Source organism: Paenibacillus sp. PL2-23, from assembly GCF_040834005.1.
Classification (GTDB): domain Bacteria; phylum Bacillota; class Bacilli; order Paenibacillales; family Paenibacillaceae; genus Pristimantibacillus.
The window spans coordinates 4,297,961-4,320,193 of record NZ_CP162129.1 but is presented as its reverse complement, the minus strand read 5'-3'; the positions used below and the strand labels follow the sequence as shown (position 1 = coordinate 4,320,193).

17 protein-coding genes are annotated in these 22,233 nt (G+C 52.1%); 13 read left to right on the top strand and 4 right to left on the bottom strand.

The window, feature by feature from the left end; genetic code table 11:
- Nucleotides 1-14: 14 nt before the first annotated feature.
- Genes AB1S56_RS19045 through AB1S56_RS19035 form a run of 3 tightly spaced genes read left to right on the top strand, consistent with a single transcriptional unit; the run spans nucleotide 15 to nucleotide 5,254 of the window.
- Complete coding sequence (locus tag AB1S56_RS19045) at nucleotides 15-1,355, top strand: sulfatase-like hydrolase/transferase (RefSeq protein WP_340873054.1); 1,341 nt, start codon at nucleotides 15-17, stop codon at nucleotides 1,353-1,355.
- Between the two features lie 43 nt (nucleotides 1,356-1,398).
- The gene (locus tag AB1S56_RS19040) at nucleotides 1,399-3,747 is read left to right on the top strand and encodes an RICIN domain-containing protein (protein WP_340873053.1); all 2,349 of its coding nucleotides are present in this window, start codon (nucleotides 1,399-1,401) and stop codon (nucleotides 3,745-3,747) included.
- A 16-nt stretch (nucleotides 3,748-3,763) separates the two neighbouring features.
- Nucleotides 3,764-5,254, top strand: coding sequence for a sulfatase-like hydrolase/transferase (locus AB1S56_RS19035; protein WP_340873051.1), 1,491 nt, complete (start codon nucleotides 3,764-3,766; stop codon nucleotides 5,252-5,254).
- Nucleotides 5,255-5,548: 294 nt separating this feature from the next.
- On the opposite strand, the gene AB1S56_RS19030 is transcribed toward AB1S56_RS19035, so the two are convergent.
- Nucleotides 5,549-7,021 (bottom strand): transposase, encoded by a 1,473-nt coding sequence (locus tag AB1S56_RS19030; protein WP_367903376.1) that lies wholly within the window; start codon nucleotides 7,019-7,021, stop codon nucleotides 5,549-5,551.
- A gap of 260 nt (nucleotides 7,022-7,281) precedes the next feature.
- Here AB1S56_RS19030 and AB1S56_RS19025 point away from each other — a divergent pair, with 260 nt between their 5' ends.
- On the top strand, nucleotides 7,282-8,466 hold the full coding sequence (locus AB1S56_RS19025) for a hypothetical protein (RefSeq protein WP_340873820.1): 1,185 nt from the start codon (nucleotides 7,282-7,284) through the stop codon (nucleotides 8,464-8,466).
- A gap of 186 nt (nucleotides 8,467-8,652) precedes the next feature.
- On the opposite strand, the gene AB1S56_RS19020 is transcribed toward AB1S56_RS19025, so the two are convergent.
- From AB1S56_RS19020 to AB1S56_RS19010, 3 genes are all read right to left on the bottom strand, one after another.
- On the bottom strand, nucleotides 8,653-9,771 hold the full coding sequence (locus AB1S56_RS19020; RefSeq protein ID WP_367903375.1) for an RNA-guided endonuclease InsQ/TnpB family protein: 1,119 nt from the start codon (nucleotides 9,769-9,771) through the stop codon (nucleotides 8,653-8,655).
- Between the two features lie 176 nt (nucleotides 9,772-9,947).
- On the bottom strand, nucleotides 9,948-10,991 hold the full coding sequence (locus tag AB1S56_RS19015) for a Gfo/Idh/MocA family oxidoreductase (RefSeq protein WP_340871187.1): 1,044 nt from the start codon (nucleotides 10,989-10,991) through the stop codon (nucleotides 9,948-9,950).
- A gap of 30 nt (nucleotides 10,992-11,021) precedes the next feature.
- Complete coding sequence (locus AB1S56_RS19010) at nucleotides 11,022-11,909, bottom strand: sugar phosphate isomerase/epimerase (protein ID WP_340871188.1); 888 nt, start codon at nucleotides 11,907-11,909, stop codon at nucleotides 11,022-11,024.
- A gap of 124 nt (nucleotides 11,910-12,033) precedes the next feature.
- Here AB1S56_RS19010 and AB1S56_RS19005 point away from each other — a divergent pair, with 124 nt between their 5' ends.
- The 9 genes from AB1S56_RS19005 to AB1S56_RS18965 all read left to right on the top strand — a co-directional run bounded on the left by AB1S56_RS19005 (nucleotide 12,034) and on the right by AB1S56_RS18965 (nucleotide 22,059).
- Nucleotides 12,034-12,918, top strand: coding sequence for an AraC family transcriptional regulator (locus AB1S56_RS19005; RefSeq protein ID WP_340871189.1), 885 nt, complete (start codon nucleotides 12,034-12,036; stop codon nucleotides 12,916-12,918).
- Nucleotides 12,919-12,990: 72 nt separating this feature from the next.
- Entirely contained in the window at nucleotides 12,991-14,481 is a 1,491-nt protein-coding gene (locus AB1S56_RS19000; RefSeq protein ID WP_367903374.1) for a spore germination protein, read from the top strand.
- A gap of 57 nt (nucleotides 14,482-14,538) precedes the next feature.
- Nucleotides 14,539-15,729, top strand: a complete 1,191-nt coding sequence (locus AB1S56_RS18995; RefSeq protein WP_340871192.1) for a Ger(x)C family spore germination protein — start codon at nucleotides 14,539-14,541, stop codon at nucleotides 15,727-15,729.
- Nucleotides 15,726-15,950, top strand: a complete 225-nt coding sequence (locus AB1S56_RS18990; protein WP_340871194.1) for a hypothetical protein — start codon at nucleotides 15,726-15,728, stop codon at nucleotides 15,948-15,950. Before AB1S56_RS18995 ends, AB1S56_RS18990 begins: the two co-directional genes overlap by 4 nt.
- A gap of 14 nt (nucleotides 15,951-15,964) precedes the next feature.
- Nucleotides 15,965-17,047, top strand: a complete 1,083-nt coding sequence (locus tag AB1S56_RS18985; RefSeq protein WP_340871195.1) for an endospore germination permease — start codon at nucleotides 15,965-15,967, stop codon at nucleotides 17,045-17,047.
- Nucleotides 17,048-17,149: 102 nt separating this feature from the next.
- On the top strand, nucleotides 17,150-17,299 hold the full coding sequence (locus AB1S56_RS18980) for a hypothetical protein (protein ID WP_340871196.1): 150 nt from the start codon (nucleotides 17,150-17,152) through the stop codon (nucleotides 17,297-17,299).
- Complete coding sequence (locus AB1S56_RS18975) at nucleotides 17,300-18,703, top strand: glycosyl hydrolase 53 family protein (protein WP_340871270.1); 1,404 nt, start codon at nucleotides 17,300-17,302, stop codon at nucleotides 18,701-18,703.
- Nucleotides 18,704-18,749: 46 nt separating this feature from the next.
- On the top strand, nucleotides 18,750-20,501 hold the full coding sequence (locus AB1S56_RS18970) for a sensor histidine kinase (RefSeq protein WP_340871198.1): 1,752 nt from the start codon (nucleotides 18,750-18,752) through the stop codon (nucleotides 20,499-20,501).
- Complete coding sequence (locus AB1S56_RS18965) at nucleotides 20,494-22,059, top strand: response regulator (protein ID WP_340871199.1); 1,566 nt, start codon at nucleotides 20,494-20,496, stop codon at nucleotides 22,057-22,059. The genes AB1S56_RS18970 and AB1S56_RS18965 overlap by 8 nt, the downstream gene beginning before the upstream one ends.
- The last annotated feature ends 174 nt before the right edge of the window (nucleotides 22,060-22,233 follow it).

Sequence of the window (22,233 nt, the reverse complement as noted above, 5' to 3'; positions counted from 1 at the left end):
TTTGGAGGTTAACCATGAAGCAGCCCAATGTTATCGTCTTCTTCACGGATCAACAACGCTGGGACACGACTGGCGCCCACGGCAACCCGATGGGGTTGACCCCGGTATTCGACCGAATGGCGGCGCGCGGGACATTTCTAGCACAATCCTTTAGCTGCCAGCCCGTCTGCGGTCCGGCTCGTTCCTGCCTGCAATCCGGCATGTATGCCACCACGACCGGCTGTTATCGCAACGGGATTGCGCTGCCGGAGGACACGCCTACCTTAGCTCACTACTACAAGAAAGCGGGGTACCATACCGGATATATTGGCAAATGGCATTTGGCAGGCCAAGAACCGGTATCGGCGCAGCGCAGAGGCAGCTATGAGGCGTGGCTGGGTGCAAATTGTCTGGAGAGCGTATCTGACGCCTACAACACCATCCTGTATGACAACGACGATCAGGAGGTGTTCTTGCCAGGTTATCGGGTAGACGCCATGACCGATGCATCCATCCGTTATATTCATGACCATAAGGATCAACCGTTCTTCCTGTTCGTCTCCTATCTGGAGCCCCATCATCAGAACCATCGTGACGACTATCCGGCTCCTATAGGATACGAAGAACGCTATCGGGGAGGGTGGACGCCGCCGGATCTGCAAGCCTTGGGGGGCAGTGTATACCAACACCTCGCAGGTTATTACGGCATGGTGAAGCGTCTGGATGAAGCGCTTGGCCGGATACTGGACGCTCTGATCAGTATGGATCTGGAGCAAGACACGATCGTCTTGTTCACATCCGATCACGGCAATCACTTCAAGACGCGCAATGGCGAATACAAACGCTCTTGCCATGACAGCTCCATCCGTGTACCGACTGCCGTGCAAGGCCCCGGGTTTTGGCGGGGCGGGCATATGGAGAATCTGGTCAGTCTGATCGACTTGCCGCCCACCTTATTGGATGCGTGCGGGATCGAGGTCCCGGATGCGATGCAAGGGCAATCGTTGATGCCTTGTATTCGAGGACAGGCGTCCGGCTGGCAGGAGGAAGTATTCATCCAGATCAGTGAAGTCCAGGTGGAGAGAGCCGTCCGAACCAAGCGATGGAAGTACAGTGTTCATGCCCCGCATAAGGACGGCTGGGCAGATATGGGCTCGGACGAGTACGAGGAGTATTGCCTGTACGATCTTCTCTCCGATCCCTATGAGCTGACCAACCTCATCGGCATGGTAAGCCATCGCAAGACGGCAGACCATCTGAAGGCGCGATTGCTGCGAAGGATGGAGGAAGCGGGTGAGGCCGTACCTGTCGTCCGGGATGCCCCTGCGATCCAGTCGGGCCAGCGCCGTGTAGACACATTTGAAATACATGCATAAGGGGGCCGCTTGGTATTACATTCGCGAAAGGGAGGAATGTTCAATGTCCATTATGAGGGTTACACCCAAAAAAATGATCGCCTTGCTGCTTACGCTGTGCATGACCGCAGCTTTTACCATGGTAGACGACGCTTCCGAAGTGAACGCAGAGCAAAGCACCGTAATTACTGTTGATCCATCCCAGGTCACCGGCGGCATCAGCAGAGATATTTACGGCTCCAATCAGAGATTCGACGACCATGGCCAAGGCATGTGGGATGTGGCCAACCATACGGCGTATCCGGCATTTGAATCGGCTTACAATAACGCTGGTTTGACGGCGTTTCGATATCCCGGCGGTACAGTAGCCAACCTCTTTTGGTGGAAAAGGGCAATCGGCAGCAACCGTGCGAATAACGTAAGCGGCGGCGCAGACCAAGCACCCGTTCCGACGAACTTTGGTGTAGACGAGGCAGCCCGATTCGCAGAAACGCATAACGACGGCAAGATGACCTTCATGTACGGCATGGGCATCGGAAACGCCGCCGATGCTGCCGACCTGGTCGAATATTTGAATGCACCCAATAACGGCAGCAATCCCAATGGCGGTACGGATTGGGCGGCAGTACGCGCTGCGAACGGACACCCGTTGCCATATAACATTAAAGTATTTGAAATCGGCAACGAGATGTATTTGAGCAACCAAAAATATTGGCTTGACGGTCAATCGCAAACAGGTAAAACGAGCTATGAAGACAAGTATGTCAACGGCGACACCGTGAAATTCACGGACCAAACGGCCGCCCTCTATGACGATTGGAGAGATTCGGCTGCGGAAAGTAATGGCTCGGCCAATCAGGAAAAATACGCGAAATACGCCCCTGTAAACGCCGGCACTGAAACGGTAAAGGTGAACGGCGGAACATGGACCAAAGTGGCCAACTTTAATGGAAGCGGTACCAATAGTGCGCATTATACTATAGATTACCAGACAGGCAAGATCACCTTCGGCGATGGGGTAAAAGGGAAAATCCCTCCGAGCGGACAAATGATCACCGTCACCTATACCTCTACCCGAGATGGCTTCAAACAGTATGTGGCTGCCATGAAGGCTGTTGATCCTTCGATCCAAATCTACAGTTGTTTGTACTCCAATACGGCGATCAATCTCATCGGCACTTCGACCAATTATGATGGTGTGGTCATGCATCCCTATACGCATGGCAATGCCAGCGGAGCTGCAACCGTAGAAGAGCTTCACGATTTTTATATGACTCAGCCGTATGCGAACAGAAATGAAGTGAACAACAAAATTAACAATGTGCGTGGCAAGTTTACCGGCGATCCGGCAAGACAGGCTCGAATGAATGTTTTTGTCTCGGAATATGGGATCTTTAATCTGCGCACATTGGGTGGAGTTACGTATACGCAGCAGAATATGGGCGGTGCTGTCTTCGTCGCAAGAAGTCTGATGTACTGGGGTGAGATTGGACTTGAAACCGCCACCAAGCATAATCTGGTTGGTCCTGGCGGCAATCCGATCATAGGCGAGTATCCCGATTTTGTCGAATCGGCATCGGCCAAAGTGTATCAGATGTTCACGAATTATTTCGGGCCGAACAGGATCGCTTCCACGGTAAGCGGCAATCCGACAAGAACGATCTATAACGGGTCCAACTTGACGTATATCCAGGCAGCGGCAAGCAAAGACGATCATTATGCCTACGTCATGCTTACCAACAGTGACAGGACAACGGATGTACCGGTCACGATTCAAATGCAGAATGCAACGCCTACCGGCAATGCGACGGTCAGAGTACTGAGTGGAAGTGGAGGATATCTGACCGCCAACACACCTCAAAATCCGAATGCGGTCTCCATCAGTACAAGTACAGTAGCGGCTTCCAGCTCATTTGATGTGACGATCCCGCGAGCGAGCGTGGTCAGCATTCAGATCCCGATCAGCTCTACCATTGCCGGGATCAAACAAATCATCAATAAAAACAGCGGATATGCGTTGAATTCGACCGGGACTGCAGATGACGCGAATGTAAATACCAGCGCGTATACAGGAGCCAGCTCACAGAAGTGGGAGATCAGCGTAGCGGAACAAAGCGGCGGCAAAACCTATTACAGGCTGACTCCACAGAGCGCTTCCAATCAGGCTCTTCGGGTCGCGGGGACAGGAGATATGGAGAATGTCATCCAGAAGACATGGAACGCCTGGGAGAGCCAGAAGTTTGAGATCCTCCCGGTGGAGACGTCTGGCGGGAAGACGTATTATAAGATCATCCCCAAGCCCAATGATGCGAATGAATACGTATTGCGGAGCACGGCCAGTGATCCGAATGTCATCGTCAGACCTTGGAATAGCAGTTGGGAAAGTTTGAAATGGGAAATTATAGCGCCTTAACTGGGAGTGAAGCAGCATGAATCAACCTCATATTGTACTGATTACAACGGATCAGATGCGTGGAGATCTGCTGGGGTGCGCGGGACACCCTGTCATTCGCACCCCGCATATGGATTTTCTGGCGCGGCGCGGGGTGCGATTTACGCAGGCGTATTCCACAACACCGGTGTGCATTCCTGCACGCGCCACTATCATGACCGGCCTGGAAGGGCATTCATTGGGAATCACGAGTTACCGTGAAGGCTTTGAATTGCCGACGACACAGACGCTGCCGCAGTTGCTCCGGGATACGGGGTACGAGACACGGGCGGTCGGTAAAATGCACCTCTACCCTGAACGTTGTCATTATGGCTTTGACAGCATGCTCCTGTGTGAGGAGGGAAGGCCGTTCGGCGCAGGCTCGGGCCGTATACGCGGCTATGACGACTATGAGCAATGGCTGGCAGAGCAAGGCTATCCCGGACAAGCGTTTGCGCATGGCGTCGCCAGCAATGAATATGGTTCGATCGCACCATGGCATCTGCCGGATCATCTGCACCCCACAGAGTGGGTGGCACATGAATCGTGCAAAGCGATCAAGCGTCGTGATTGGACACGGCCGCTGTTTCTTTGGACGTCCTTTACGGCGCCGCATCCTCCGCTCACGCCGTTGATGCAGGATCTGTACCTGTACGAACGGGATGAGATCCCCAAACCGGTCATGGGGGATTGGGCGGAGGATCATTCCTTGTACCACCAGAGGAATGTGGCGCAATACGGCGGCGATATCATGACCCCGAGACAGACGGAGCTGGCCCGCCTCGCCTTCTATGCCATGATCACACATGTCGATAGGGCGATGAACCGGATCATCGGAACGTTGCGGGAAGAGGGGATGCTGGACAACACCTGGTTCATCTTCACCTCCGACCACGGGGACAACATGGGGGATCATCGGCTGTGGTTCAAGTCCAACTTTACAAAAGGCGCCTGTACGATTCCATTCATCATTACCCCGCCGATCCGCGGAGATGTTGGGAAGGTGATGGGCGAAGACTGGCTGCCTGGACTGAATCATTCGCCGGTGGGCTTGCAGGACATTCTTCCTACCTGTCTGAGCATCGCCGGCGTACCGATCCCGGAAGGCCTGGATGGCCGCAGCCTGAACCAGCTGGTTAAGAATCCGTCCGGCCGTGTCCGGGAACATGTTCTGGGTGAATTCGGCATAGCAGGCCAACGTTCATTCATGATATCAGATGGGCTATGGAAGTATATCTGGTTCGAGGAGGATGGCGAGGAGCTGTTGTTTCATATAGCGGAGGATCCAGACGAGCTGAGCAACAGAGCGAAGACTGACACGGAGCTTGCCCTCCGCTGGCGCAATCGTCTGACACAGGCACTGGCCGGCAGAGATCAGGACCCGGCAGTGGAAGAGGGCAAGTTGAAAGCAGCGGGAGCAGCCCGGCAATTAAGTGACGTGGAGAAAGCTCGATTGATTAACGATCAAAACGTACGCGGGCTGCATTAATGTGCCGGGGTTAACCGCACGGCAATTGCTATAATTTTTTATGGAAGAACAAGGAACTATTGCTTGTGATGGAGAATTTATAACTAGCAGAAGGATAGATTACGCAGCAGCGAAGAAGCATAGTGTATTCATATACACTATGTTTCTTTATATAGCCTCTCGGAATTAGAGCCTGGCTGAAAAGGAGAAAGCGGGAGTACAAGAGTTTTGTTTCTGGAAAATATGGATAATGAAAACCAGTTTTCAAAAAAAGACAGACCTCACCAATTTAGGCGGATCGCATTTTTAAAAAAATTAAACGACTGTAGGGCAAATGGTAGCTTTCAGCTTGTCCCATTCATCTTTCTGGCTCACATACCAGGCATCCATGTGCTGACAGATCATAATGGCGTAGATGCGTATGTACCACATCATCGTCGAGCGGTGCCGACCGGATTCGAGCTTGTAATCGATCTTCTCCCGCTTGTTGGAACGCTCAATGGATGTGCGGCGTTTGTAAATCAACTTCCACTTTTCCGACCCACGAGCGGTTCTGGGGAACAGGCGAAGATTATCGCTGCTGTATGTATGGTACGTCCGCCCGTATTTGGCATCGGAGCACCCGCAGGCTACAGAGCATCTCCACTTGCGACGATTCTGGGATTTGTCAAAGCCGTTTGGCTTCATTTCGTTGCCTTTCGGACAGATCGGAATACCTGTTGGAGCAATCTGAATGTCGCTTTCCGTCGCCGTATTCTTCTTGCTACGGTTGTTGAGATCGATGAATGGCTCGATGTTTTGGTGATCCAGAAGCATGTAAATCGCCTCAGCATCATGAGCGGCATCAAGCAATAACTTATCGATGACGCCAAGGTTGAAACGTTGCTTGCATTCCATCATACTCATAACTAGACTGACAGCGTCATGCCGGGAAGCAGGCTGCAGTCTAGGGTACAAAGGCAAGTCGTATTTACTATCAGCTGCTGACATCATGTAGAGATGGTATCCGTTATAATACTTCTCTCTGGCGCTGTCCCAGCCCGAGTCGCAATCGGGCTGGGAGTAAATACGAGGATGGTTACAACCTATCATACCTTTGGCATAACAATCGCAAGTGGATTTGCTTCTTGGATAGGCAGAGGTGACGATGGGTGTTCCATCACCGGCAGCACTGAGCGCTGAAAGATCACCAAGCAATCCCAGATTCGCCGATACGCTGAGTATCTGTGACTGGAAGAATTCGAATAAGGGATCGGCAGGCAAGGCTGTTCTCTTATCTGCATGACGCATCATCCATGTGACGAGACGTTTCACTCTACCCGGTGTAGCCGTAGGTGCTTTCTCTCCTTTCTTCCCTTTCTTCGGTTTACTCTTGCGTTTGGGTTGCTTCATCGGTTTCAGATTTTTGTCTACCGCAGGCCAGAGGCGCCTGAAGAAATCATAGAAGGTCCCGACGCCAGGAAGATCGTCAAAGTCGAAGCCGCAAAGTATGGCATAGATAGGTGTCCGCTTCAAGACATTCACACATTCGGTTAATCCCTTTTCAGGGTTGGTCATGAGGAACAAGAGAAAGGATCGAAACATAGATGCTGGATCTCGAGGTTCGGGGCCTCGATCAGAATAAGCGTCTCGAAGAAACGTCGTGATGGGGGAAAGATCAGTCATCCATAGTTTTGCAAGAAGCGGCCAGTCCTTATTGATGATGACGATACCGGGTCCAACATGAGTACGAAGTTGCTTAAGAACAAAGCCTTGGTAGTCCGCATGCGGAACAAAAATAGGTTTCATGAGAAGTCCTCCAATCGCGATTAATGGGTTAAAAAACAAACCCTTACAACGCGATTTTGGAAAAATGGAGAATTTGTCAAGTCTTTTTCGAAGAAAATGACCAAATATTCCTAGAATATTTCCCATAATGAAAAAAGGAATTATATGAAAAAATCCCCCTACGAAGTAGGAGGAGAGTAAGTTTGGTGGTACGAGGAAACCCTTGTCCCATCTGCCTCGGCGAATACCGAGAGGCTATTTATTATATAGGAGGCATATAAGTGAGTCGTCTGTCGTCGTCACTGGCTATCAATGAAAAAAGTGGAAAAAAGGTAGCGAAGGAAATAAAGAAGTTAATGCTAGAAGCATACGTATTTAAAGCAAACACTCGTTGGAATGCAGTTACATTAAGGGATGAGAATGCATATCCTTTTGCCGCATCTGAACTGAGTCGAATTCTGGGTGTACCCGTGTTATTTGTAAGAGCTAGTGAAGACGATGGTTGGGCTTATTCACTCTACTTAGACGGTCACGAGGTTGTCAAATATCTGACCAATGATGGCGAAATCATTGACGAAAGCGACCGTACATTACAGCTAGAACGATTAAAGGCTTATTCAGAGGAAGCCCAAATGATTGATGATGCATTGAATATGACAGATTGTACGGATCCTTCCGAACCATTTGAGCTATTTCTTAATGCTTTTGGGCTGACGCTGCTGGCCTGGATTACCTATGCTGATTTAACAGATATGTCTGAAGCAGAAAAAACTCAGTATGATATACAATTTGTTGGGAATAAAAATACAAAGTCAAGTGATAAAGCTATAGTCGCACAAATTATCGGAAAACCTCTAGCAAATGCGGGCTTCAGTATAACGAGCGGACATTATTTCACAAATGATTTCGCCTTTCTTACTGAACGACATGGTTTCCATGTTGGTCTACTTGTAGACATAGATCATGATAGAATTGAAGCATCGGTTCGATCCGTATACCAGCCTCAACGAGTCGTTTATCTGAAAGAGGGAGAACACCAAATATTATTTTACCATGACAGAGAGACATTTATTAAACAGCTTGAATATATTCGAAATGCTTTTCTTTCGGCAGGAATTGATTATATTGAATCTGAACAATATGAGGAGTTTACCCGAGAGCCAATATATGCTGAGCTCGATTCTACTCTAGCCAAAGATGGCTTCTCCCGCACTTCCAGTGACTTTTCGCTTAAAGGTGGATGTATGTCGTATTTGAATAAGGAGAAGCGATTACAAATTATATTTAAACATAATGACTTCTCTATCGGTTTAGGCTGTTTTATTAAAGATGGTGAGCTAGAAGAGAACATTCTTTCACTTAATGGCATCTATAATTGGGGTTTCTCATTCCCGAATCGTCAAGCCTATGAGGATAGGTTACATGAGTATGTAAAGCTGCTTAGGCAATCAGGTTATATCAGTTAGAAGATGTTGAGACCCTTGGTCAATGACCCCCACTTAACTAACGTTTGAAGTGGGAGCTTGTAACGACCCGATCGTACGAACGTCTTGCGACTCCGATCTTTTGGCGTTCCGAAGAACGTGGTGTTACATCCTCGAGTAAGCCTTCGCCTACCAATGGGCAGATTGACAGCTGCCCTGCAAGCCTAGTCATGCTAAGCCTGCACCTTCAAGAAGGTACTCTTTTCCCTTCAAACAGAGATTCATGGCGCCGATCCGGTCATCATTGCTTGCATATCCGCATGCCTGGCAACGAAAGCGATGCCTGCGTTTATCCCGGTTTTCTTTGGCCGTGTGGCGGCATAGGGGACACGCTTGCGAAGTGTGCTTCGGATCCACGGCTATCACCATCGATCCTGCAAGCTTCGCCTTATACGTCACCATCTGACGCAGCTGATAGAACGCCCACGATACCGTCACATACCGATACTTCAGCTTTGACTTTTCCGCCCTGCGGCGGATCCCTGTCAGATCCTCCAGCACAAACAGCGTATTCGCCCCATATCGGGTAACGAGTGCCTTACTTACCTGATGGTTCACATCGGTCATCCAGCGGTTTTCTCGTTCTCCGATTTGCTTCAGCCTGCCGCGGGACGAAGCCGTTTGTTTGCGTTGCAGCTCGGAACGCAATCGTTGGTAGTTGGCTCGTTTGTGTTTCAGTCCCCTTCCCCGAAAAAACAGCGTTCTCCCCTCGGTGTCATACACCGTAGCTACAAAGTTGATGCCCAGATCAATCCCTGCAACGTGTTCAATCTCCTTAAGCTCAGGAGAGGCCATTTCCTTAGACACTGGAATATGCAAAAACCACTTCTGTTTTTTGCATACCAGCTTGGCTGTACCGAATGTCCATGTGCCGTCGAAATAGGTCTCCATTCCTTTGGCTTCGAAGGGGATCTTAATGCGGCCTTGCAGCGTATTGACGGAGAATAGCTTTGCGCTTAGCGAGTAATCCCGTCTCCAGACGAGATCGTATTCCGGCTTCTTAAATTGTACGAGAGTCCAAGCATGCCCACTGCTCAAGATGGTCTTGTATTTAGCCCGTACCGTTTTCAATACCGACTGAGCCATTTGAGAACGCAGGCCCATCGCGCTGCGCAGGGTTCGATACGTCATTCGGTGCAGGACAGACTGCCGGCGCTCGCTCGTCTCAAACACAAGGGCAGAGACAAAATTACAGCCTTGACGATAAGCGATCATCGTTTGTTGCAGGGCCATCATTTGACTGTCTGACGGTTTGATTTTGATTTTCGCCGTCACGGTAACGATCATACGTTCGCCTCCTCGCTATACTAATTTTAGCATAGTAGGGAGAACAAGAACACACCAAATATCATTCCGGCTAACGCCGAACGCCCATTCCTCCCCCGCTTATAGAAGACGGGAGTATCCTGGGCGATATTGATGAATCAGTACTTCTGATCCATCAAGGGTCTTCCCCTTACACCCTATTTCAAAAACGAAGCGATATCCACCTTCTGCTTCAATCTCGCGCTCTCCAGTGCGGCCAGCACCATGGCCATGCTGAAGCGGTTGTCGCGGCAGTCCGTTTCCGCAGGGCGCTGCTCTTCGAGAGAGCGGAACATCTCGTCCAGGCATCCCACATGGCCTGATCTCGCGCCTTCATAAAGGCTGAGGTCTGTCTCGACGCGAACGAATTCCCGCATGAACTTGCCAGACTGGTCGCCAGGCGCCACGATTTCTGCATAAGGGGCGTTCTTGCCGTCCCAAATGGCCGTGCCATGCTCGCCTGTAATTCTCCATTGCGCTTCCCAGGTGGTAGGCGCGCCTTCCGCACACCAAGAACCGCGGTAATTGAATATCGAGCCGTCGGACATCTCGTAGATGCAGATGGCCGCGGCGTTCCCTTTGTACCAGGAGCCCGGCGGATTAAATTCCTGGCAATAGACGGAGACCGGATTCGAGCCCAGAATCAGCCTAGCTTGATCGAACGTATGGATCGCCATATCGATTAACAGCGGACTTTCCATCGCATCGCGGAACCCTCCGAAATGAGGAGCGAGGAAGAAGTCTGCTCCTGCGAAGCCAGGTTTGCCAATCGTTCCGTCGACAATAAGCCCCCGAAGGGCGCGAATACGCGGGTCGAAGCGGCGATTTTGCATAACGGCATGGGATTTGCCCGTGAGCTCCGAGTTTCGGATAATGTTGTTGCATTCCGTCATGGATTCCGCAAGCGGCTTCTCACCAAACACATGACAGCCATTCGCCATCGCTGTGTGGCTGATCTGATAATGACTGGATGGAATCGTCACATCGAAGACGATGTTGGCCCCGGTGCTTGTAATCGCTTGCTCAACATCGGTGAAGACCGGGCAGGACAACCCTTTTTTCTCACGCATAGCTTCGGCGAATTCCGTTTTAATATCGACGAGTGCAACAATCTCGGTGTCCGATCGCTCCATAGCATAATCAATCCATTGATTTGACATGACACCGCAGCCGGCGACCACGACTTTATATATGGCTGTCACTAATAAACTCCCCTCTCATTTGCGCTTGGCTTATACAGGATTGGGAATAAAATCGCCGCCACGGCAGCGCTTCAAATATTGCAAGGCATGCACCTGGCCTGTCATTTCCAGCTCTCCGCAGTACACAGGATCATGCCATCCTTCAATATCAATGGTGCCTTGATAATTGGCTTGCCGCAATATCGTAATGATGTCAGTCCAGTTCGTGTCTCCGAAGCCCGGCGTCCGATGCCAGACGAACGGCTTGGGACCGTGAATGCCATATTCCTTGACGATATCCCAGGCGATTGTTGCGTCCTTGCCGTGAACGTGGAATACTTTGTTGCACCACTTGCGCAGCTGCGGAATGGGATCCATCAAGGATACCATCTGATGGCAGGGCTCCCATTGCAGGCCGATGTTATCGGAAGGAATGGCATTGAACATCATCTCCCATGCCGTCGGATTGTGGGCAATGTTCCAATCCCCTGAAGTCCACGTACCGCCCATATCGCAGTTCTCGAAGGCGATCCGGACCCCTTTGTCCGCGGCTCGTCTCCCAAGCTCACCGAATACTTGCGTATACCGCGGAATGGAGGCGTCAATGGATTCGCCTGTCAATCTGCCCGTGAATCCGGATACGATATCCGTGCCGAACAGATGTGCATGGTCGATTAGACGCTCCCAGCTTGCAATAGTGTCGGCATTATTGCCGGCTCCAGTCAGTGGATTGCCGAAGATGCCCAATGTCGAGATGATAAAACCATATTCCTCCGACAGCTCGCGTACCCGCTTGGCCGTTTCAACAAGATCTATATGGCTTGTCGTCTGCCAGAAGGTTAAGCTGTAGGATTCAAAGCCGTGCTGCGCGATTTGCGGAATGACGCGAACGGCATCGCCGCCGCCGATAAGGGTTCCAATGCGCAATTGATCTGTCATCTTGAGAATCACTCCTATATTGGTATACAGTATCCTTAATCCCCTTCAGTATAGCGGGATCCCATACGCCTTTCTCGCCTTATCTTGTGCAATACCAGTACGATATTGTGGGAGTTGAATACGAATGACGTACCCGAAGGAGCTGCGGGAAGCGACTCGGCTGTCGGAGAAAAGTTATCCCTATATGTTTTTTTTCAACCGACACAAGGGAGTCAAGATTGGACAATCCATCTTGTTCCTCCACTGGCATGAGCATTTTGAAATCATCGTCATGCGGCAGGGAAGCGCGATCTTTCATATCGACAGCCAGCCTTATGAGGCCGAGCCAGGCGACGTGCTCCTTGTGCCGGCGGGCGGTCTGCATGTTGGCTACAGCACCTGCGATGGGGTTGTCGCTTTTATCTCGATCGTATTTAATGGGGCGCTGTTCAACGATTGGGTGCATGACGCCATTCATGCCAAGTATGTAAGCCCCTATCTGGAAGGACGAGTGCAGTTTCCGGTGAAGCCGTTGGTGCACGAGCCTTCTTGTTTAGAGCATTTCAGGCTTCTGGATCAGGCGATTGCTGAATTTAAGGCGGGGCAGCCGGCCTATCAGCTTGTCATCAAATCGCAGCTGCACATGCTGGTTACGCTGCTCGCCCGAACGTTCCTCCCGAAGCAATTGCCGGAGCGGGCTAGCAGCCGCTATATAGAGAACCGGGAGCGCTTCAAGTCGCTGATCCAATATGTTGAAGCTCGCTTCGCGGAGCGAATCACGATAGAGGACGCAGCCAAGCGCCTCAATCTGAACCCGCATCACTTCTGCAAAATGTTCAAGAAGCTGACGGGACGGACATTTATCGAATATGTCAACCTGTGCCGGATGAACGAGGCGGAGCGACTGCTGCTGGACGGTACCTTGACTATTACCGAGGTAGCGGGCCGAGTCGGCTGCGACAACCCCAATTATTTTACAAGGCTGTTCAAAAACTATAAGGGCGTAACGCCTTCTCAATTTCGCAAGTAGAGCTTGGCCATGAATATCCTCCCAGAATGAATTACATAATAAGGTAAAGTTTATTCCGGGAGGGCGATGCCATTGTTTCGACGCGAGCGGATGAGCCATAAGCAGCAGAAATGGCGGAGCAGCGAAACGGATGCTGGCCATGCCGGGTTGGACGAGGCGCTTACATCGGACTTGGATCGGAATGTCGCGCGGCTTCAGTCGATCTACGCCAACAGCTATGACGTGATCTTTCGTTCCTTCTTGATCGGCGGGAGAACGAAGGCGGTAATCGTCTATATCCAAGGGCTGAGCAATACGGGAGAAATGAATGAGTATGTGCTTGGTCCTCTCATGCAGTTATCGCATGAGGAGGAATGCTCCGTCGAGCAGCTCGCCCATGGATTATCCCTATCCAAGGTCGATATAGTGACAACGCTGGCTGGCTGTACGGGAGCCGTCTCTACGGGTAATCCAGTGCTCCTGTATGAAGGAGCGCCGCAAGGCATTGCCCTCGGTCTGTGTAAATGGGAGAAGCGCTCCATCGATGAGCCGTCGGCGGAAGCGGGTGTCCGGGGTCCGCGTGAAGCCTTCTCCGAAACCTTGCAAGTGAATACCTCCCAGCTGCGGCGAATTATTAAGAGTCCGGCATTGAAGCTGGAAGCGATGACGATTGGCGATTATACCGATACACAGGTGCTTATTGCTTATATGGAGTCGATCGCGGACAAAAAGCTTGTTGAGGATGTCCGAACCCGCTTGTCAGGTATTTCGATAGACGCCATTCTAGAGAGCGAATACATTGAGGAATTCATCGAGGACAATCCGTATTCGCCGTTCCCGCAGGTGCAATCGACGGAACGGCCGGATATTGCCTGCGCCGCCCTGCTGGAGGGTCGCATAGCGATTCTTACAGAAGGAACCCCGTTTGTATTGATCGTTCCTGCCACCTTATTCTCCCTGCTTCAATCGCAAGAGGATTATTATCAGCGCTTCTGGGCCAGCACCGCGATCCGTTGGCTCAGGTATCTATTCACGACGCTGTCATTATTGCTGCCGTCCTTATATGTGTCGCTCCTCACCTATCATCAGGAAATGGTGCCGACCGCTCTGCTCGTTACAATGGCATCCACTAGAGAAACCGTGCCCTTCCCGGCGCTGGTGGAGGCGCTCATTATGGAGGTTACGTTTGAGGTGCTGCGCGAGGCGGGAGTCAGGCTGCCCAAGCAGATTGGACCGGCGGTCAGCATCGTTGGCGCGCTAGTTATTGGACAGGCTGCTGTGCAGGCCGGAATCGTATCTCCGCCGATGGTCATCGTTGTCGCCATTACGGGGATAGCTTCCTTTATGGTCCCGCGTTATGCAGTGGGCGTCTCCTTCCGCCTGCTTCGCTTTCCCATTATTATTCTTGCAGGCATGTTAGGTCTGCTGGGCGTGATGCTCGGCCTAACCACAATCATTATTCACTTGTGCAACCTGCGATCGTTCGGCGTTCCGTACCTCTCCCCGGTCGCTCCCTTCAAGAAAGCCGATATGAAGGATATCGCGATTCGAGCGCCATGGTGGAGGATGAAGGCGCGGAGGTAGAGCCAAGCCATGCGGATTATGCCCCGAAAAAAAGAATGAAGAAGGAGCGGCGGAAGCGTGAAACTCCTCAAGATGGCCATCATGCTTGTTGTGACGATTCCTCTGCTGAGCGGATGCTGGGATCGTACGGAAATTAATGATATCGCAATCGTTACCGCGGCTGGCGTGGATCAGAAGGAAGGGGAGCAGATCGAGCTGTCGGTGCAAGTTTTTATTCCGCGCGCGGTAAGCGGTGGCGGGAGCTCTAGCGGAGGCGGCTCCACCGGCTCCGGCACGATGACCCTTGTCAGATCCGGAGTCGGCCGGAATATCGCTGAAGCCGCCTCCAAGCTCCAAATCAAGCTGCCGCGGAAAATATTTTGGGGACATTGCTCGGTTTTTATATACAGTAAACGTATTGCGGAGGAAGGGGTTCGGGATGAGATGGACTTCCTGCTTCGTTATCCCCAGCCGAGAGAACGGGCTTACATGTATGTCAGCAAGGGAAGAGCTTCGGATGTGCTGGAATTGCTTCCTCCGCTAGAAAGAAATTCAGGCGAGGTCATTCATGAAATCTCCAATCTGGGGATGGGCATGAGAGTGACGGTGAAGGATTTCAATATGATGGTCAAAGCCGACGCCGGGGCAGCCATTATGCCATTCATTGATATCTTGCCGCCGCGAGAAGGGGAGCAGAAGCTACAATCCATCCCGTATATTGTGGGCTCGGCGGTATTCAAGGGAGACAAGCTGATTGGAACCTTATCGGATCTGGCGACCAGAGGCGTGATGTGGATCAGGGATGAAGTGGAGAGAGCCACCATTACGGTTGAGCCGGATCAAGCAGAGGGATTCGTATCTATATTTCCCGTCAGGCAGTCGACAACCTTGATCCCTGTTATAGAGGAGGGGCGCTATAGCATCCGTATGCGTATTGATTCGGAGGGTGATCTGGTATTGAATGGGACCGATATGAATCCGGGGGAGCCAGGCGCGATTGCAAGCATGGAGGCAGCCGTTAAGGCCGCTATTCGAGACAGGATTGAGCTGGCGCTTCAGAAGGTGCAGCAAGAGATGAAGGCGGATATATTCGGCTTTGGCGAGGCGTTCCACCGCAAGTACCCGAAGGAATGGAAGGAAATGAAGGAGCGCTGGGATGCCGAGTTTCCCCAGGTTGAGGTGCCGCTGGATATTACCGTCTTTATTCGACGCTCCGGCATGATTACAGGACCTGCCGGCGTTCAGGAAGAGAAGGTGATGGCCAGATGAGATGGGGAAAGGCTGCAGGCGTAACGTTGATTGTGCTATGTATAATCGCTATCGAGTGGCCAAGGCTGAAGGACAAGCCCGTCAGAGATAAGGCGGCCTTCATGGCCATACTGACGATGGGATGGCTGCTTGCCATGCTCGATTTGCCCAATATACAGGGCCCCACAGCACTTATCGAACAGATATTCAAGCCGCTGACCAACAGGCTCAAACTCCAATAAGGCAGGCGATAATCGTGATCGAACATGGCAAAATATCAGCATTCCAGATGGCCGTTATGCTATATGTGACGATTATTGCCACGGCGGTTCTTATCGTTCCAGGGATAACGTCGCAATATGCGGGAATCGACGCATGGCTGTCTCCGTTCATCGCTTCACTTGTTGGCTTCGCCACGGTGTATATAGCCAGCGCGCTGCATAAGCTGTACCCTGGACAGACCGTTATTCAGTACAGCCAGCAAATCGCAGGACGGTTTGGCGGAAAAACCATCGGACTCGTGTTTTTGAGCTTTTATTTGCTCGTAGACGGAATTGTAGTGCGTGAATACGCGGAATTTATTGTGGAATCGTTCCTGCCCCGCACGCCTCTCATCGTGGTCATCTCGACCATGCTTCTTGTAGCGGCCTACAACGTGCGGGGAGGGATAGAGAGCATTGCCAGGAGCGCGCTTATTTTTACAGCGATCTCCTTTGTCATTCCAGTAGCGATCAGCGTTCTGCTATATCCGGATTTGGATCCCAAGGAGCTGCTTCCCGTTATGGAGCATGGGATTACGCCTGTTATCCAAGGGGCGTATGTTCCCCAGGCGTGGTTCAGCGAGTTTTTTGTTATTTCTTTTGTGCTTCCGTTCTTGATCAAGCCCGGCGAAGGCCGGCGATGGGGCTTCCTGTCCGTGTTTGTCACTATGGCTATACTCACTTATACCAATCTCGTGCTCATCTGTTTATATGGCGGAGACGAGGCTTCGATGGTGTACCCGGTCTTGAACGCCTTTCGTTATATCAGCATCGCAGGCTTTATCGAGAATTTCGAATCCGTTATTATGGCGACCTGGGTGATGAGCAATCTGGTCAAAATATCGGTGTTCTACTATGCCATCGTACTGGGCACGGCACAGTGGCTCAAGCTGTCCGATTATAAGCCAATCGTCTTGCCTATCGGCTTGCTTATCGCTATATTGAGCGTCTGGGGACTGCCTGGCTTCCATAGCGTGTCCCTTTTTTTGAGAGAGGTGTTTCCCCTCTACGGCACGTTGGTTCAGACGATGCTGCCGCTTCTATTGCTAATTGTTGCGGCAGCGAGGCGGATTCGTTGAATTCGTATAAGTTTTAGTTGCTTAGCTCAATATTGGCGGCGCGCGTCTAATTTTACAATAGAAAGGGGCCAAACCCACAACAAACATGCGGGAGGTATTATAATGATTCAACAATCAATCCGAAAGATGACGCTTTACATGCTAATGATGGCGCTTACATTTACGGTGCTGTCCAATCTGGCTGGGCCTGCGCCCACAGCTTCGGCAGCGCCGGCATTTGCTTACGGCGCCGATATCGGCTGGCTCAAGTAGCTGGAGTACGAAGGGGTCAGCTTTGTCAACAGCGCCAATCAGGCGGCAGATCCGCTTCAGCTGATGAAGGATAAAGGCATTAATTCCGTTCGTCTCCGCGTATTCGTGAATCCGCCCAGCAATTATTATTGGCTGAAGGACGGCGTTACGATGACCATGCTGGGATACAGCGATACGGCCGGCGTGCTTGCGGCAGCGCAAAGAGCCAAGGCGCTTGGCATGAGCATTATGGTGGACTTCCATTACAGCGACGTATTTGCCGATCCAGGGCATCAGATCAAGCCGGCCGCATGGAACAGCTACAACGATACCCAGCTGCAGAATGCGGTTTACACCCATACGTACAACGTGATGACTACGCTGGCCAATAACAATATATATCCGGACTGGGTGCAGGTCGGCAACGAGATGAATTCCGGCATATTGCTGCCTAGCGGAAGCACCAACAACTTCGCCAAGCTGACGGCCTTGCTGAACAAGGGCTACGACGCGGTCAAAGCCGTAAGCCCCTCCTCGAAGGTCATCTCCCACCTCGCGCACGGGACTGATAATTCGCTCTTCAGATGGTGGTTCGATAATTTCTTCGCGAACAGCGGCAAAACCGATGTGATCGGCATGTCGTTTTATCCCTACTGGGAGGGACAGGCGTATTGGCAGCTGACTGGCGCATTGTCGACGAATCTTAACGACATGGCCGCGCGCTACAGCAAGGAAGTGATGGTGGTCGAGGTAGGCGGCCTTGAGACCAATCCGACCGACTCGTACTGGACCATCTACGATACGATTCAAGCGGTGAAGGCCGTTCCGAACGGCAAAGGCACGGGTGTGTTCTACTGGGAGCCGGCGGCTCATTCCAGCGTTCTGCCGGATGAGTATCCACTGGGTGCGACTAGCGTTGTTTCTACGAAAGTGTTAAAGTTTACGACCGCGCTCGATGCCTTCGCAGCCGGTTCCCAGCAAGGCAGCAATCTCGTTACGAACCCTGGCTTCGAGACGGGAGGAGCCGCTTCGCAGGACCCATCCGGCTGGTCTACGTGGTCCAACAATAATCCAACGGCCAACTATTCGGAGGCAGGCGGCTATACGGGGAGCTTCCGCTTGTCGCATTGGAGAAGCACGGCTTACCAGGTGAGCACGTATCAGATCAAGACGGGGCTGGCGAACGGCACCTATACGATGAAGGCATGGGTCAAAAGCGGCGGCGGCTTCATTACAGCCCGAATGTTCGTCAAGAACTTTGGCGGTGCCGAGCAATATGTCTCGATCCCGACGACGAGCACATGGACGCAAATTACGATCCCGAACATTAATGTCACAAACGGCCAGGCTGAGTTCGGCTTCTGGACCGACGCCAACGCGGGCAATTGGATGAACGCGGATGATGTAGAATTTTATAAAAATTGATACAATGGGGCATGTACCCAAACTGCGATCGTAAGAGGAGACAACGATGGTGAAATGGCTGGCGAGCAGGAAATACATGCCCTTCACGTACAAGACGATGATTCCGTATCTTGTCCTGGTGCTGCTGACTGATCTGCTGATCGGCTATATCGCGTATACGATGCTGGTGCAGTCCCGCACGGAGATGGCGGAGACGAACATACGGACTGCCCTGCAGCAGACGCGCAGCAACATGGAGTACCAGACGGAAGAAATTACGCGCATGACCGATATGCTGTTCCTCAATACGACCTTCCAGAACGCGCTCCAGTTCAGCGGAGATATGCGGGAGATCATGCTGAAGATGAAGGACGATATCGTGCCTTATATGAAAGCTCCTCTACAACTGTACGGGAACAAGCTGCGATTGACGTTATATGCGATGAACGAGGAGATGCTGGAGATCCCGGGCGACGACATGTCGGAGCCGATCGGCCGCAGCGATTATTATGTATTGTCTTACCGCAGCGTGTCGCATACGGATTGGCTCAGGGCCATGCAGACCCTTAATCAGGATAAAATGTGGCGTCAAATCGAGACAGACCGCGAGCTCGAGCATATCTCGTATGTCCGCAAGCTGTTCGCCTCGAACGGCGATCAATCGCTCATCGGCTACATTCGCGTAACCGCCAGGCTTGACGAGCTGCTGGGAAGCTTCGATTCCTTCCCGATCGACCAAGGCATTGCCCTTCGCCTGATGGACCAAGCAACCGGGGCCAAGCTGTACGAGCGGGGCACCGTGAGCGAGGAAACGCGCGAAGGGGAATATCTGATTATTAGCGAAGCGATCGCAGGCTCCAACTATGCCATCGAGACCTGGGTGCCCCATCGGTATCTGAACAAGGACGCCAGCCGTCTGCAGCAAGCGATTGGCGCCGTCTGTCTGATCAGCTTTCTGGTGATGGCGGTGATCGGGCTTCTCGTCGCCCGCTTGTCCGGCAAAAAGATGAAACGGATCGTGACGCTCATTCAATCGTTCCAGGAGGGCAACTTCCACAAGCGGATCGGGTTCCAGGGCAATGATGAATTTGTGTACATTGCCAATGCCTTCAACCAGATGGCCGAAAGCATCCAGACGCTGATCCGGGATGTGTATGAGCAGGGCATCCAGAAGAAGCAGGCGGAGCTGGACGTGCTGCAGGCTCAGATCAACCCCCACTTCCTGTACAATACGCTGTCCACGATCGGCAGCCTGGCCAATATGGGGGAGGTCGAGAAGGTGACCCGCATGGTGCACGGGCTTTCCAGGTTTTACAGGCTTACGCTCAATGACGGCCGGGTCTACATCACCATTGAGAAGGAGCTGGAGCAGGTCAGGACCTATCTGGACATTCAGCGGGTCAAGTATGCCAATACGTTCCAGGTCTATTACGACATTGATCCTTCGATTCTGCAGGTGACGGTCATCAAGCTCATTCTGCAGCCCTTTGTCGAAAATATATTCAAGCATGCCTGGTTCGGAGAGACGATTGCGATCCGGGTTGTCGGCAGGCGCGCGGGCGATCGAATCGAGCTGAGCATCATCGATAACGGCATCGGCATGCGGCCCGATACGCTCCGTCTGATGCGGGCCAGCGCGGCGCCGAGCGGCGGTTATGGCCTGCGAAACGTAGAGGAGCGAGTCAAGCTGAGCTACGGCAGCGATTTCGGCATTCAAATCGGCAGCCACTACGGCGCAGGAACGACCGTGCAGCTTGTTCTGCCGGTCGATCCCATGCCCATTCACCAAGATGAAGGAGACAGGCCAAATCATGCTTAATGAAGTAAACGTGCTGCTGGTGGATGATGAAGCGGTCGATCTCGAATGGCTGAGACGGCGGGTGGCAGGCTTCCGAGGCTTCACGAGCGTTCAGACGGCATCCAGCGGCTTTGCGGCGCTCAAGGTGATGGAGCAGCAGCGAATCGATATTTTATTATCCGATATTAATATGCCCATCATGTCCGGCATGGAGTTCGCCCAGCGGGCCAAGGAGCTGAATCCCGGCGTCCACATCGTCTTTATTAGCGGTCACGAAGAGTTCGGCTACGCCAAGAAGGCCATTGAGCTGAATGCTTACGGTTATCTGCTGAAGCCCGTGGAGGATCGGGAGCTGGAGGAGACTTTGCAAGGCTTGTGCGGAAAGATCGAGCAGGAGAGAAGGCAGGCGCACTCCATCACGGAGACGATGTCGCTCGTGAACCAGGAGCTTCTGCTTCGCTGGTTCAACGAATCGGCGCCAGTGGGCATAGAGCCGCATATTCACGGCTTTATTGAACCGATGCTGCAGCTTGGAACGGCGGTGGCGATTATCGAGATTGACGATCTCGCCTGGAGGAATCGCCATTCGACTGAGGAGGACCGACGCCTGTGGCTGGACAATGCGGCTCGCTTCATTCGCGAGTATCTGCAGGAGCGGCATGCCGGTACGATCATGTCGACGCATGATCATCATTTCGTCGTGCTTGCGGCCGTTCAGGAGGCCTCATTCTCCGCGCTGCTCTCGGAGCTGATTGAGGCGTTCAACCGCACCTTCTCGTTCTCGATAACGATCGGAATGGGGACGTATACCCATGCGTTCGACAAGCTGCATGATTCGTACCGGCAAGCGCAGGCGGCGCTTAGCATCAAGTGGCTGGTGGGCAAAAACAGGCTCATTCAGGATGCTTCGGAGTGGCAGCCTAAGGAGAAGATCGCCTCCAATCACGAAGAAATCGTCGATAGGATGCTGCAAGCAATGCTGGAGTATAATCTGACGGTCATCGACGATTGTCTGATGCAGCTGTTCACGGGGGATATCCAGAAGAACGAGATTTACGATCTCATTATTCGGATCACGTCGAAGCTCCATGCGGATCTGCGCCAGATGAACGAGCATCTGTACGAAATATTGAACTGGGACGCTCATCAGCCGTTTGTCCTGTTTCAGTTCGAGACGGTGCAGGATATTATCTCGTGGCTGCGGCGGCGATTCTTCGAGCTGTCCGAGCTGCTGTACCTGAAGCGGCAGAGACAGAAGCGCAAGCTGATCGCCGAGATCAGCGATTACGTGAAGGAGCGTCTGGAGCACAAGATCACGCTGGGCGAGGTGGCCGCGCATTTCGGCTTTACGCCGAATTACTTGGGCCAGCTGTTCAAGCTGGAGACGAACAGGCTGTTCAGCGACTTTCTGAACGAGCTCAGGATGCAGCGGGCCTGCCAGCTGCTGGAGGATCCCACCAAGAAGGTGTACGAGATCGCGGCGCAGGTCGGCTATAAAAACATCATTTATTTCAACCGGCAATTCAAGGACTATATGAACATGTCGCCTAGCGAATATCGCAAGAAGCGCAAGATCTGAGAGCTTGACGGCTCGGCAGTCAACAACCGTTCCTAACGCCAATGGGGTCCACATCCTCCCACGGCAAGGAGCGGTTTTTTTGTATTTTTGTCGAATCGTTGATTTAGTATAAGGTTTAGTTGAACCGCTGAATTATGCCGAAATGAAACCGCTTGTATAATAGGATTCATGGAG

Coding starts and splice junctions, on each gene's coding strand:
- AB1S56_RS18970 (WP_340871198.1), top strand. CDS start 18,750: ATGGTGAAATGGCTGGCGAGCAGGAAATACATGCCCTTCACGTACAAG.
- AB1S56_RS19005 (WP_340871189.1), top strand. CDS start 12,034: ATGACGTACCCGAAGGAGCTGCGGGAAGCGACTCGGCTGTCGGAGAAA.
- AB1S56_RS18980 (WP_340871196.1), top strand. CDS start 17,150: ATGATTCAACAATCAATCCGAAAGATGACGCTTTACATGCTAATGATG.
- AB1S56_RS19045 (WP_340873054.1), top strand. CDS start 15: ATGAAGCAGCCCAATGTTATCGTCTTCTTCACGGATCAACAACGCTGG.
- AB1S56_RS18990 (WP_340871194.1), top strand. CDS start 15,726: ATGAGATGGGGAAAGGCTGCAGGCGTAACGTTGATTGTGCTATGTATA.
- AB1S56_RS19020 (WP_367903375.1), bottom strand. CDS start 9,771: ATGATCGTTACCGTGACGGCGAAAATCAAAATCAAACCGTCAGACAGT.
- AB1S56_RS18965 (WP_340871199.1), top strand. CDS start 20,494: ATGCTTAATGAAGTAAACGTGCTGCTGGTGGATGATGAAGCGGTCGAT.
- AB1S56_RS19030 (WP_367903376.1), bottom strand. CDS start 7,021: ATGAAACCTATTTTTGTTCCGCATGCGGACTACCAAGGCTTTGTTCTT.
- AB1S56_RS19035 (WP_340873051.1), top strand. CDS start 3,764: ATGAATCAACCTCATATTGTACTGATTACAACGGATCAGATGCGTGGA.
- AB1S56_RS19040 (WP_340873053.1), top strand. CDS start 1,399: ATGTCCATTATGAGGGTTACACCCAAAAAAATGATCGCCTTGCTGCTT.
- AB1S56_RS19010 (WP_340871188.1), bottom strand. CDS start 11,909: ATGACAGATCAATTGCGCATTGGAACCCTTATCGGCGGCGGCGATGCC.